The organism is Streptosporangium sp. NBC_01469 (assembly GCF_036227305.1).
In the GTDB taxonomy this organism is placed as follows: Bacteria; Actinomycetota; Actinomycetes; order Streptosporangiales; family Streptosporangiaceae; genus Streptosporangium.
In genome coordinates, this window is the sequence record NZ_CP109465.1 from 7,041,616 (window position 1) to 7,054,250 (window position 12,635).

Below are 12,635 nucleotides of genomic sequence, written 5' to 3' on the forward strand. Positions count from 1 at the left end.
GGGGTCACCGATTTTCTTGATCGAGGTTGCCGTGAGCCTGCGCCGAAAGGTCTTGCCAGTCGGCCCAGGTCTTGACGCGGTCGGCGTAGACCTGCTGGAGCATCGGGTAGAAGCCCTGCCCGAAGAGCACCCGCAGGGGCGGCTCGTCCAAGTCGACGATCTTGAGGAGCGCCTGAGCCGCGGCGGCCGGGTCGCCGGCGGGCTGCTTGCCCGCGAACGCGGCAATGCGCTGGCGAAGGCCGTCGTAGACCGGGTTGGGCTCGGCCAGGTGGCCGTTGTTGAGGGGATCGGGGTTCTTGCCGGACCGCGTGGCGAAGCCGCCGGGCTCGATCACAGTCACCTTGACGCCGAAGTCGGCGACCTCTTGGGCGAGGGATTCGTTCAGAGCTTCCAGGGCCCACTTGGAGGCGCTGTAGGCGCCGCTGAGCGGCATCGCCATGAGCCCGGCCGCCGAGGACAGCTGAATGATGTGCCCCGCGCCCTGCTCGCGCAGGTAGGGCAGCGCGGCCTGGATCACCCACAACGCGCCGAACAGGTTGGTCTCCAGCTGGTCGCGCAACTGCTGCTCGGCCAGCTCCTCGACCGCGCCGACCTGGGCATAGCCGGCGTTGTTCACGATGACGTCGAGACGGCCGAAGTGCTCCCTGGCCCGCTTCACACTCTCGAAGACGGCGGCCTTGTCGGTCACGTCCAGCTCCAGCGGAAGCACCGCCTCGCCGTAGGCGGCGACCAGCTCATCAAGGCTCGCGGCGTTCCGGGCGGCCGCGGCCACCCGGTCGCCGCGCGACAGGGCGGCCTCGACGAAGTTACGGCCGAGGCCGCGCGACGAACCGGTGACGAACCAGACCTTGCTCATGATGTCTTTCCGTTCTTTCTGCGGTGGCGGTCGCGCGGCGGTCACCACGCAACCGGCCAAGGCGATCAACTCGCGGGGAGTTGTGTGCCGCGCGAATCGTTCGCGCGGCGTCCTGACGACCATGAGGCGCCGGCGATCCGATCCCTGTGACAGAGCGGTCATGTGACGTGTGTCACCGATCACGGGTGTCACACAGCGGTGGGCGCCGGCGCCTAGTGCATGGAGCAGGATTTGCGGGTCTGGGAGGAGCCAGGTATGAACGAGTGCAGGGATGCAACGACGGGCACAGTCGAGCCGATGGCTGGTGGCGGCCGGATGGCCTGCGTTTCCGAGGCGACCGAGGCCTTCCTCGCCCACCGCAACCTGCTGTTCACCGTCGCCTACGAGATGCTCGGCTCGGCCGCCGACGCCGAGGACGTCCTGCAGGAGACCTGGCTGCGGTGGATGAAGGTCGACATGGATCAGGTGCTCGACCAGCGCGCCTACCTGGTGCAGATCGCCACCCGGCGCTCGCTCGACCGGCTGCGCACCATGAGGCGCCGCAAGGAGGCCTACGTCGGCCCCTGGCTGCCCGAGCCGCTGCTCACCGCGCCGGACGTGGCCGAGGACGTCGAACTCGCCGAGAGTGTGTCGATGGCGCTGATGCTCGTCCTGGAGACGCTGTCGCCGACCGAGCGCGCCGTCTTCGTGCTGCGCGAGGTCTTCGACGTCGGCTACGACGAGATCGCGGCCGCGGTCGGCAAGACCCCGGCGACCGTGCGCCAGATCGCGCACCGCGCCCGGCGGCACGTCGACGCCCGCCGCCCGCGCGAGGTGGTCTCCGCGAGCCAGACCCGGGCGGTACTGGAGTCGTTTCAGCGCGCGGTCGAAACCAGGGACCTGCAGGGCCTGCTCGACGTGCTCGCCCCGGAGGTCGTCCTGATCAGCGACGGTGGCGGCGTCAAGCAGGCCGCGCCGCGGCCGATCATCGGCGCCGACAAGGTGGCCCGCATGATCGTCAGCGGCCTCGGCAAGGCCCAGATCGCGCTCGCCGGCGAACCCATCGTGGTCAACGGTAACCCGGCACTCCTGCTGCGCGTGGACGGCGACATCGACGGCGTCATAGCAGCCCGGGTCGAGGACGCCCGCATCACCGGCCTCTACTACGTCCGCAACCCGCAGAAGCTGACCCGCATCGCATCCGAGACCCCGCTCACCCTGCGATGAACACCGGTGACGAGCCGGCCCACAGCCTCGGAGCGATATGGACCTGACGGTGGCGCAACAGGCGACTCTCGTCCTACGCGGAACCGGCGATGTCGATCACGCTCCGAGGCCGCCACAAGCAGAACAAATTCCCCCACTGGGAGGTCATTCATGACAAAGAGCGTTACCGGCGAACTCGCCGGTCTGGAACTGCCGGTCGAGCGGGGTTGCCCGTTCGCCCCGCCCACCGCCTACGAGCAACTGCGCGAGCAGGCGCCGATCAACAAGGTCCGCCTGGCCAGCGGCGGCGAGGCGTGGTGGGTGTCCGGGCATGAGGAGGCCCGTACCGTCCTCGTCGACGGCCGCTTCTCCTCCGACAAGCGCAAGGACGGCTTCCCGCTCTTCACCCTCGACGCGGCGACCCTGCAGCAGCTCCGCAGCCAGCCGCCGTTGATGCTCGGCATGGACGGCGCGGAACACTCCGCAGCCCGACGCCCGGTGATCGGCGAGTTCACCGTCAAGCGCCTCGCCGCGCTGCGCCCGCGCATCCAGGCCATCGTCGACCACTTCATCGACGACCTGCTCGCCGCCGACCAGCGACCGGTCGACCTGGTGCAGGCGCTGTCGCTGCCGGTGCCCTCCCTGGTGATCTGCGAACTGCTCGGCGTCCCCTACACCGACCACGACTTCTTCCAAAGCCGCACCACCATGATGGTGCGCCGGACTTCGCTGGAGGACCGCCGGCGAGCCTTCGCCGAACTGCGCGCCTACATCGACGACCTGATCACCCGCAAGGAGTCCGAACCCAGCGACGACCTGTTCGGCCGGCAAATCGCCCGGCAGCGCCAGGAGGGCACCCTCGACCACGCGGGCTTGGTGAGCCTGGCCTTCCTTCTGCTGACCGCAGGCCACGAGACCACCGCGAACATGATCTCGCTCGGCGTGGTCGGGCTCCTCACCCACCCGGAGCAACTGGCCCTGATCAAGGCCGACCCGGACAGGACGCCCATGGCCGTGGAGGAACTGCTGCGCTACTTCACCATCGCCGACGGGGTCACCTCCCGGCTGGCCACCGACGACGTGGAGATCGGCGGGGTGAGCATCAAGGCCGGCGAGGGCGTCATCGTCTCGGCCCTGTCGGCAAACTGGGACCCGGCGGCGTTCAAGGACCCGACCGACCTGGACGTCGAGCGCGGGGCCCGCCACCACCTCGCCTTCGGCTTCGGCCCGCACCAGTGCCTCGGCCAGAACCTGGCCCGGATGGAACTGCAGATCGTCTTCGACACGCTGTTCCGCCGCATCCCTGCCCTGCGGCTCGCCGTACCGGTCGATGACCTGCCGTTCAAGTCCGACGCCGTCATCTACGGCGCCCACGAACTCCCGGTCACCTGGTGAGCAGGACATGATGCGGATCAAAGCGGACACCCGTCTCTGCGTCGGCTCCGGCCAGTGCGTCCTGACCGAACCGGCCGTCTTCGACCAAGACGACGACGGCATCGTGGCCCTGCTGACCGACCACCCCGACGACCAGAGCGCCGCACAGGCACACCACGCCGCCACCCTGTGCCCATCCCGAGCCCTATCCATCCTGCAGGAGTAAGCCCTCCCCGGGTGGACTACGCATCCGTCCGTACCCGTAGCGGGCGGGTAGGTCAGACCTTGCCTCCAGCGCATCCGCGCTGGAGGCAAGGTGCCGAATCCGGGTTGATACTCCAGCCGTAGATGGTGATCTCGATGGGGAGGGGCGCCGAGGAGACAGGTGGTCAGCGTCGATCATCTGGACGAGATCGACCACGCCACCGGGGGTGTCCGTTCCTTCTCCGCCTGCCCGACTACTCGAGTCCACCGAGACGGAGGGCGTCCCTTATCTCGCGGAGCTTCGTCGGTCGTCGCCGGGGTCCGCTCCTTCGCCTGTCCAGCGAGTCGGAGGGCATCCTCAATCTCGTTGAGTTTCGCGTAGGGCAGGGCGCCCGCCCGCTCGAGCAGGTCGTCCCGGGACACGGTAGTCAGCCACGTGCAAGGGGTAAATCCCGGACACGGGAACGCGAACCGCAGCACGCCTTCAAAGGGCAGTCCTTCCATGGCGCCTACTGCCACTTCGACGCCCAGACCGCTGATGTCGACGCCCGCCGGAGCCACGACCTGCATCACCCGGATCCCGGACGCGTCGCCTTCCGACAGCAGTACGACCGGCCGCCGCTCGTCGAACTCGACCCACCAGACTTCGCCACGTTGCACATGTCCTCCTGACACAGGACGGCAGGCGGACGCTGTGCGACCCTGACGCGCTGTGGAGACGGGTGCGGCCACCGTTGATCATCGATGTGTGAAGACAAACGATCACGTGGTGGCCGCAGGTCACAGCATAGACCCTGCCCGTTGGCGGGAGGCGTTCGAGGCGGCCATGGACCGGATCGCTGGTCGGTTCGCGCGGGTCGAACCCCGCACACAAGACGCCGATCCCGCCGGTTTGTGACAACCGCCGCTGGTGTCCTCCATCACACCTCGGCAGTGTCACAGGAATCGGGTCGGCACCGTCACATGGTCGCAAGTACAACGACGTCAGGAGGGAACATGAACTCAGTATTGATCACTGGAGCGAACAAAGGCCTGGGCTACGAGACGGCGCGTAGGCTCGGAGGGCTGGGTTGGAGGGTCTTCCTCGGCTCACGTGACGAGGGCAGGGGAAGCGCCGCCGCGCAGAAGCTGGCCGCCGACGGCGCACACGTCATCATGGTCCCATTGGACGTGACCTCGGAGGAGTCGGTGGCCGGGGCTGTGCGGCTAGTCCGGGAGCACACCGACCGAATGGACGTGCTGATCAACAACGCCGGCACGCCGGGCGGCGGTGTCAACCCGGCGGACGCGACGGCCAAGGACATCCACGCCGTCTACGACACCAATGTGTACGGGCCGGTCCGGGTCACGCACGCGTTCCTGCCGCTGTTGCAGGCGGCCGACAACCCGCGGGTGGTGATGGTCACCGGCGCCGGGGGATCTATCGTCGTCGTGACTGACCCCAGGCAAGCCGTCTCGACGATGTACGAACTCGCCTACACCTCGTCGAAGGCGGCACTGAACATGATCACCGTCCGATACGCCCAGGCGCTGCCGGCCATCAAGTTCAACGCCGTGACCCCCGGCGAGGTCGCCAACGGCAGGTTCACCGCCACCGACATGAACATCCACACGGGCGAGCTGACGGTCACCGAGGGCAGTGATCCGATCATCGAGCTCGCGACGCTCGCCTCTGACGGGCCAACCGGGATCTTCATCGATCGCCTCGGCCCCATCGCCTGGTAAACATCCCAGAACGGAGAGACAGATGAGCAAAGATTGGTTCGTCACAGGCTCCTGATCGACCGGATCCCCATCGAAACCCCGCGCGCAGCGGCAGGTGTTCGGGGAGCAGCCCGATGACCTGTGGCTGTGGGCCGAGACCGGCGACCGCCGGCAGGCCAAGGACCTGAACACGGCCACGGCCGCGAAGGTCGACCAGTACGTGGCGGCGGTGGAGGCGTTTGCGGCAAGCAACACGGTCATCCTGGCGCTGGCCGATGAGCTGGCCGCGGGCACAATCGAGGCGACGCTGGCCAATTCGGACCTGGAGCTGGGCGTGGAGACCTTGGCGGAGGCACTGGCCCGGCAGGCGAACCCGTTCCCGGACGCGTCGCCGGTACAGGTCCGCCACCCGCTGACGGCCGACGACAAGGATGAGACGTCGTGGCCGTGGCTGCCGGGGCTGGTGGTGGGCATGGTCGCCCCGGGCCAGTGGCAGATCATGGTGACCGACGACCGCCTGGTGGAGGGCTGGACGCCGGCGGGGTTCCGGTCTACCTGGTCTGCCGCCGCGGCCGAGGCGATCCGCCTGCGATAGCTCGCGCGTCCAGCCGTCCCCCGGGCCTTGACGGGCCCGGCCGGTCAGATCGCGGTCTGCTGGTCGTGGTCGCGCAGCATACGCAGGACGGTCGCGGCCGAGGGATGACGGCCTTTCCTGGCACCGCTGGTGATGACGAGGCGGGCGGCGATGTCGCGCAGGCTGAGGTTCTGGCCGCGCAGGTGCAGGGCCATGGACAGCATGTTCTCGTCGGCGACGGCGGCGCCGCCGATGGCCTTGCCGCGGGCGCGGGCGGATTCGTGGCCTTCCAGGGTGCGGTCGCGGATGTACTCGCGTTCCATCCCGGATAGCGCCGCGAGGACGGTGAACACCACGCCGGAGGGATCATGGGAGCCCTGCAGCTCCCCGGTGAGGAACTCCAGGCCGATGCCGGCGGCGCGCAGCTGCTCGGCGAGGGCGGCCAGGTCGAGGCCGCGGCCGAGCCGTTTGTGCTCGTGCACCACGAGCGTGACCGCCACCCCGGCCGCGCGCAGTTCCCGGGCCAGGGTGATGGCCTTGTCGAGCTCGGGGCGGGTGATGGCGCGGGTGGAGATCTTCTCGGCGAAGACGCGGGTGACGCCGGTGGCCTTGAGCGCGTCGAGCTGGGTGTCGAGGGACTGGCGGAGGGTGGAGGCGCGGGCGTAGCCGATCCGCGCGTGCCCGGCCGGCTCGGCGTCGGCCGCGGCGGGGCGAGGTAGCTGGGCCCAGGCCGTGCCTGGCTTGCGGAGGGCCGGGGTGGGGACGTTGAGCGCCTTGGCGAGCGCGGGCACGAGCCGGAAGCGGGCGGTGTGGTACTGGACGGCCACCTTGCCCCGGCCGGTGCGACACGGCGAGCCGGCGGGGGCGGCGCAGGAGGTCATCGGGCAGTCGTGGGCCTCCACGCGGAGGAAGTCGTCGTCGTGCACCCCGGAAGTGTTTCATAGGAGCGTTTCAGGGGGCCACGCGTTTGCACCGACTCATGAAACAGCGTTTGCCCTGGACGCGCCCAGCCGGAGGTGGTGTTTCATAGGTGTCTGCTTATGAAACACCTCGCCGCCCACACGGCCGAGAGTGTGGGCATTTTCCGCGAGCCAGGCGAGCGCTAACGGCCGCTTCAGCGCCGCACTGCTGACAGAACGTAGCGGCGATTACAGAGAGCTACTTTGGGGCTGGTTGCGCGGACCCGAGTGGGGGGCCATGACCGGACGTTCCTCAGGATCAGCGGGACCATCAGAGCGTCCATAAAAGCCGAGGCGGTTCAGCCTATCCCTGGGGTACGGGCGTTGTCTGGCTCTGCTGTGGTGGATGGGTTTCGCTGGCCTGGCTGGCGAGGAGCTGGCTGATTGTCTGCTGCGCGGTGGCCTCGCGTTGTTCGGCGGCTGTGGCGCGGTGGCCGGCCTGCTCCAGCGCCTGCTGCAAGGTCCTCAATTGAGCGGTGGCCACCGCCGCGGCGGTCCGGGCCTCATCGCGTTGGTCGCGGATCTGCTGCAGAGCCTGAGCTTGGGCGGTGAGTTCCTCACGGACCTGGCCGGTCTCGGCGCGAGCCGCCTCAGCTTCCTGATACGCCTGCTCACGGGTGGCCTCAGCGCGTTCGGCGCGGCTACCAACGGCTTTCAGGTCGGTACGCGCTTGATCAAGAGTAGTAGCCTGCTCGGCCAGCGTTGATTTCAACGTGGTGGTCTGCCGATCGTGTTCGGCGGCCGCGGCGATGGCTTGTCGGCGTTCGGCGTCCAGGACTCCCTGCAGGGCCTCGCGCTCAGAGGTGGTCCGCCGGGCCGCGCGTTCGGCGGTGGCAACGCGCTCAGCGGCTGCCGTGGCGTCTTGTTGGGCGCGGGCGCGTTCGGATTCGTGCTCGCCGGCCGCGCGCCAAGCCGCCCGTTCGGACTCCTCGGCACGTTGTTGCGCTGCGGCGGCCTGCTGAATGGCCTTTTCGCTTGCAGCGATCGCAGCTTCGGCCTTCTCCTGGGCGGTGGCGGCGCATCGTTCGGCAGCGGTGATGCGTTCGGTGGCACGCTGTTCGGCGGCCGCCGCGGCGGCACGGGCTTCTTCGGCGGCCTGTTCGGCAGCATCGATCTGGGTGAGCGCGCCAGTAGTCGCAGCGGTCAACGCTTCGGTGAAAGCGGCCAGTTGGGCCGTCCACTGTTCACCTGCGCTCAACAGGTCACTGCTCAACGCACCGGTTCGCCGTAGTGCTTCAGTGACCAGCGGGGTGTGGGTGGCGGTGCGGGCGCGGTGCGCAGCGGCGCGGCAGGCGTCCCCGCAATACAGAGCCGGACGGCCACTGCGGCGGCCACTGCGGCTGGAAGGCTCCAGCTGGTTGACGCACCCAGAACGGGCGCACATCCGTCTGGTATCGGAGGTGTCGCTACTCATGTCGAGGTTCACGGGATGCTCAGGCGCGCCGGAAGGGTCATCGATCACTCGATGAGATTATCAGCGTACCGTTCGCGAACGATTGATTTTCGTACGCGAAAAAATGAAAACCTAAGGACGGTGCGAGTTTAGGCTGACCCGCGATAACATCACTTATCGCGGGTCAGAGCGGCCCGGGGGAGAGGCCGACACCGAAGGGGGAATCGTCGTGTTTCACCCACCTGAGGCGCCCCCACCGCGCAGGGAGCCCGTACCGCCCACCGTGGGGGCGGTGCAGGCGGCAGACGGCGCCGGCGCGATCCCGCCGGGGCCTGCCCATCCGCAGGCTCAGCTGCCGAAGGCGTCGCTGCAACCGCTCCCGCGTCCCGTCACCCCCTACCCCGACGAGACCCTCGCCTCCTACCTGCACCGGCTCGCCCGAGCCAACCGGCTCGGCCGGGTGGCTGCGCAGCCATCTCGCCAACGACCACCGCAAGGTGGCGAAAGTGCCCGCCGACCGGCTGGCCGCCCTCAGTGGCATACCGGAGCGCACCCTTCGCTACGCCATTCTGGAGTTGTGCTCCGCCGAGGAACTGGCCGATATGAAGATCGCCGGGCGTCCTGCGCCCATGTATGGCGTCGCCGTGGCCTGCCATTTGTGCACGCTCGCCCGCGGCTGCCAGCAGGAGGTGATCTACCGGCGACAGCGCGAGAACGTGATCTGTTTGCGCCACCGCCGCTGGATCGGCACCGCAACCTTCGGACCCAGCTCCTCGCAACTCGACCTGAGCCGCCAGCCCGAAATCCTGCACGCCGCCAAGCGGCACCGGCGCCTTATCCGGCGACACGGCCAAGAACGCGTTAACTACTACGCTTACTACGACGCGGAACGCATCTGGCAACAATGGCCCAATAAGATTGCCTGGGACGAGGGCTTCTATCGCAGGATGCGCATCTTCCACGGGGACGGATGGAGTGTCGCCAAGGATGGCGCAACAATCCACGCCGCAGCATATCCGCAAATCATCGCCCTCACTCGCCTCCTGGCCTCACCGTATTGGCGCGCTGCGGCGCCGGAGAGTCTTCTCCGCCCTCGTCGCTTCGTCGCAGAACTACGCCGCACTGTCGCCCCGGCATATTTTTGGTTCCCTGAGCGCCCGTACGGGCACTACGAGCCGCTCGCCGCTTGGATCAATCAAGAGCTGCAAGAACAAAACGGCCCCGATCTGGCCGACTACCGCGACGCAGAGATTATTTATCGCTCAGGCGATCTAGACGGCCTGGACCTACATGCCTACCCGCTCGAGCAAGTAATGCGGCGGATAGGTGCTTCCGAGGATCGCTCCCGCCGACTGGCCGCCGCCATTCGGTCTATGGCCACCACCCAGCCCCGCCCGTGAACCCGCAGCTGATGCGCCATGATCGAGGAAATGGCCGCCCGCTGATTCGGTCCGGCCATGCTCCGGCTGGGCAGGTGACAGTCCGCACCGAGAACGGGACATATGAGCGCGATCTGTCGCCGTCACGGTGCCCCATCCAACCGCTGGGAGGCATCGCCGATATGATCCAGCCGATGGGGGTCCGTCCACAGCGCCAGGCGCTGACCGCCCGAGGCCATCGGTGAAAACGGCGCTGCGTCCACTGCCACGCACCGTTGCCCCGTTCCCCAATGAGACGCTCACCTCCTACCTGAACCGGCTTTCCCGGGCCAACCGGCTCGACGACCGAGCACTGCGCAGCTATCTCGCCGAAAGTCACCGCGAATCGGCGAACGTCCCCGTCGAACGGCTGGCCGCCCTCAGTGGCATACCGGCACGCACGCTCCGCTACGCCATTGTTGAACTGTGCTCCGCAGACGAGCTGGATATCCTCGGACGCTCTGCGGCCACGGTCAACAACACAATGGCCTGCTGGCAGTGCACACTCACCCGGGGACACCGGGAGGCCGTGTGGTGCTGGCAACGCTATGAGGAGGCCGTCTGCCTGCGGCACCGCCGGTGGACCGGCCCCGGAACCATCAGGTCCGGCTCCTCCCAGCCCGATCTGACCTACCAGCCCGAAATCCTGCAAGCTGCCAAACGCCATCGGCGTCTCATTCGGCGCCACGGCAAGAAGCGCGTTGACTATGCCTATAGAGAAGCGGAAACGATCTGCACGCAATGGCATAAACGCTTTTCTCATGACGATGGCTTCTCTCGCCGGATGACCATCTTCCACGGAGAGAAAGAGGTTTTCCGACGGCACGATCCAACGATCTACGCTGCGACATACCCTCAGGTCATCGCTTTGACCAGAATCCTAGCCTCGCCCTACTGGCAGGCCATGACCCTTGAAAACCTTCCTTTTCCCCATCGCTTCATCGCGGAGGTCCAGCGCACCGTCGCCTCGGATTACATCTGGCCAACCGAGTCCTACTATGGTCACTTCGAACCTCTCGCCGATTGGATCAACGAACAACTACGGAAGGCCGACGGTCCAAACCTTTTCGACTACTGGATCACAGAGCGTCTTCGGCGCTCAAATGCCCTAGACGATGAGGATCCTCGCACCGATGTGCTCGAGCAAAAGCTCTTGCGTGCCGGGGTCCTCGATGGCCCGAGCCGCCATGCTTACCAGCTTGCCGAAATCATCCAGGCCAGAGCGAGAACACAATCACCCCGTGAATCCGTTGACATGCCCCAGGATCAATGAAGCATTTTCTTGCTGATTCGTTTCATGCCATACAAGTCGCCGCAGATCAAGTAAACATCCGGCCGCACGCTGAACGAGACGGAACAACAGTGGTGATCTACGACGGGCACATCGTCCCCACAGGACAGCAGGCCCTCGACGGCCTGGTCACACCCGCCGACGGCAGTACGGGACACACCGCGGCGGACTACACGCTCAGTGCCGCGGCCCGCACTCGCATCGCCGATGGTGTACCCGCCAACACCCGGCGCGCGTACGAACGCCAATGGGCGGCCTTCGCCCTCTGGTGCACCAACCACGGCCGCCTCTCACTGCCCGCCACCGGCCACACACTGGCCGAATACGTCGAGACGCTGTGCGCGGCCGACCAGGCCCCAGCCAGTATTGAGCAGGCCCTCGCTTGCGTGCGCACCATGCACCGCCTGGCCGGCCACACCAACCAGCCACCTACCGACGCCGCCCGCCTGGCCCTGCGCGCCTACAAACGCGCCCGCGCCGAGGCTGGCACCCGCGGCCAGCGCGAAGCCCCACCGGTGAGCATCGACGCCCTGCGCGCCATGGTCAGCGCCTGCGACCTGCGCACACGCATCGGCGTCCGCGACCGGCTACTGCTGGTGCTCGGCCTGGCCCTGATGGGCCGCCGCTCCGAACTGGTCGCCCTGACCTGCGAGGATATCCGGGAAGTCCACGACGGGCTGGAGGTCACCATCCGCACCTCCAAAACCGACAAAGACAGCCACGGTGAGACCATCGCCATCCCGCGCGGTAGCCACCCGCTGACCGATCCCGTCGCCGCCTGGGCCGACTGGATCGCCGTGCTCACCGACGCCGAAGCCGCCTCCGGGCGGCTGTTGCGCCGCATTGACCGCCACGGCAACCTCGGCTCCCGCCTGGGGGCCGACGCCGTCAACGTCATCATCCGCGCCCTGGCCATCCGCGCCGGCGTGCCCAGTGCAGAGACCTTCACCGCGCACAGCCTGCGCGCCGGCGGCGCCACCGTCGCCTACGCCGCAGGCGTCCCCGTCTCCGTCATCGCCAAGCACGGCCGCTGGGCTCCCACCTCCCCGGTCGTGCTGCGCTACATTCGCGCCGTCGACCGCTGGCGCGACAACGCCATGCGAAACGTCGGCCTGTAAACCCACCCCAAAAACACACGACACCAGCACAGACCAACCCAGTGACAACGCTCTGAGCAGCGTTGATGCCTCTACACAGGCCGCTCACCGCGAAGCAAAAACGACGATCATGCCTCAGATAGCTGAGACAAAACACCAGATACCTCAGATTGGATGAGACGCTCAGGCCGATACGGAGGGCGGAGAGGGCCACCGCAGGAACGGCCACAGAGAAGCCGCAACCCCAGCTTGGCCCTTCGCGGGCCGTCCACCTGCCAAGAAAACCCCTTCTGAAGTGGGGCGATGCTGCACACGGTACGGCGACCGTAAGCGATCATGCCTCAGATAGCTGAGACAAAACACCAGATACCTCAGATTGGATGAGACGAGTCTCGGCTCGATGCAGGAGGACGCTATTTTTTGTCCGGCCGCAGAGCCATCTACGAGACCTAACGGATCTTCGGGAAGTGCCTTCACGGAAGTCTCGCTTCGGTTTGGCCCCCCATCCGGTTGCCATCGTTGCCTAAAACCCCTCTGAGCTGGGCTTTTGGCTCGTCATGCGAGGCCAACGGCACGGTTG

At 67.2% G+C, this 12,635-nt stretch carries 12 protein-coding genes; 8 read left to right on the forward strand and 4 right to left on the reverse strand.

Annotated features, from left to right (window positions below; translation table 11 throughout):
* Nucleotides 1–4: 4 nt before the first annotated feature.
* Nucleotides 5–856: an SDR family NAD(P)-dependent oxidoreductase gene (locus tag OG587_RS30975; RefSeq protein ID WP_329081364.1), complete on the reverse strand. Its 852-nt coding sequence runs from the start codon at nt 854–856 to the stop codon at nt 5–7.
* A gap of 297 nt (nt 857–1,153) precedes the next feature.
* On the opposite strand from OG587_RS30975, the gene OG587_RS30980 reads away from it, so the two are divergent.
* The 3 genes from OG587_RS30980 to OG587_RS30990 all read left to right on the forward strand — a co-directional run bounded on the left by OG587_RS30980 (nt 1,154) and on the right by OG587_RS30990 (nt 3,641).
* Nucleotides 1,154–2,062, forward strand: coding sequence for an RNA polymerase sigma-70 factor (locus tag OG587_RS30980; protein WP_443075639.1), 909 nt, complete (start codon nt 1,154–1,156; stop codon nt 2,060–2,062).
* A gap of 150 nt (nt 2,063–2,212) precedes the next feature.
* Nucleotides 2,213–3,436, forward strand: a complete 1,224-nt coding sequence (locus OG587_RS30985) for a cytochrome P450 (RefSeq protein ID WP_329081366.1) — start codon at nt 2,213–2,215, stop codon at nt 3,434–3,436.
* A 7-nt stretch (nt 3,437–3,443) separates the two neighbouring features.
* Entirely contained in the window at nt 3,444–3,641 is a 198-nt protein-coding gene (locus tag OG587_RS30990) for a ferredoxin (protein WP_329081368.1), read from the forward strand.
* A 173-nt stretch (nt 3,642–3,814) separates the two neighbouring features.
* On the opposite strand, the gene OG587_RS30995 is transcribed toward OG587_RS30990, so the two are convergent.
* Nucleotides 3,815–4,279, reverse strand: a complete 465-nt coding sequence (locus OG587_RS30995) for a type II toxin-antitoxin system PemK/MazF family toxin (protein ID WP_329081369.1) — start codon at nt 4,277–4,279, stop codon at nt 3,815–3,817.
* A 336-nt stretch (nt 4,280–4,615) separates the two neighbouring features.
* On the opposite strand from OG587_RS30995, the gene OG587_RS31000 reads away from it, so the two are divergent.
* Together OG587_RS31000 and OG587_RS31005 are read left to right on the forward strand one after the other, a co-directional pair.
* Nucleotides 4,616–5,344: an SDR family NAD(P)-dependent oxidoreductase gene (locus tag OG587_RS31000; protein WP_329081371.1), complete on the forward strand. Its 729-nt coding sequence runs from the start codon at nt 4,616–4,618 to the stop codon at nt 5,342–5,344.
* A 94-nt stretch (nt 5,345–5,438) separates the two neighbouring features.
* Complete coding sequence (locus OG587_RS31005) at nt 5,439–5,918, forward strand: hypothetical protein (protein ID WP_329081373.1); 480 nt, start codon at nt 5,439–5,441, stop codon at nt 5,916–5,918.
* Nucleotides 5,919–5,962: 44 nt separating this feature from the next.
* Here OG587_RS31005 and OG587_RS31010 read toward each other — a convergent pair whose 3' ends face one another.
* Together OG587_RS31010 and OG587_RS31015 are read right to left on the reverse strand one after the other, a co-directional pair.
* A complete protein-coding gene (locus OG587_RS31010; RefSeq protein WP_329081375.1) occupies nt 5,963–6,823 on the reverse strand; it encodes a recombinase family protein in 861 nt (286 codons plus the stop codon).
* Nucleotides 6,824–7,160: 337 nt separating this feature from the next.
* Entirely contained in the window at nt 7,161–8,318 is a 1,158-nt protein-coding gene (locus OG587_RS31015; protein ID WP_329081377.1) for a hypothetical protein, read from the reverse strand.
* Nucleotides 8,319–8,755: 437 nt separating this feature from the next.
* Between OG587_RS31015 and OG587_RS31020 the strand changes: the two genes are divergently transcribed.
* The 3 genes from OG587_RS31020 (at nt 8,756) to OG587_RS31030 (ending at nt 12,076) form a co-directional block, all read left to right on the forward strand.
* Nucleotides 8,756–9,649: a hypothetical protein gene (locus OG587_RS31020; RefSeq protein WP_329081379.1), complete on the forward strand. Its 894-nt coding sequence runs from the start codon at nt 8,756–8,758 to the stop codon at nt 9,647–9,649.
* A 220-nt stretch (nt 9,650–9,869) separates the two neighbouring features.
* A complete protein-coding gene (locus OG587_RS31025) occupies nt 9,870–10,940 on the forward strand; it encodes a TniQ family protein (RefSeq protein WP_329081381.1) in 1,071 nt (356 codons plus the stop codon).
* Between the two features lie 89 nt (nt 10,941–11,029).
* Entirely contained in the window at nt 11,030–12,076 is a 1,047-nt protein-coding gene (locus tag OG587_RS31030; protein WP_329081383.1) for a tyrosine-type recombinase/integrase, read from the forward strand.
* Nucleotides 12,077–12,635 lie beyond the last annotated feature (559 nt).

Excerpts from the sequence above, each read along its gene's own strand:
- OG587_RS30990 (WP_329081368.1), top strand. The coding sequence starts at position 3,444 with ATGATGCGGATCAAAGCGGACACCCGTCTCTGCGTCGGCTCCGGCCAG.
- OG587_RS31000 (WP_329081371.1), top strand. The coding sequence starts at position 4,616 with ATGAACTCAGTATTGATCACTGGAGCGAACAAAGGCCTGGGCTACGAG.
- OG587_RS30975 (WP_329081364.1), bottom strand. The coding sequence starts at position 856 with ATGAGCAAGGTCTGGTTCGTCACCGGTTCGTCGCGCGGCCTCGGCCGT.
- OG587_RS30985 (WP_329081366.1), top strand. The coding sequence starts at position 2,213 with ATGACAAAGAGCGTTACCGGCGAACTCGCCGGTCTGGAACTGCCGGTC.
- OG587_RS30980 (WP_443075639.1), top strand. The coding sequence starts at position 1,154 with ATGGCTGGTGGCGGCCGGATGGCCTGCGTTTCCGAGGCGACCGAGGCC.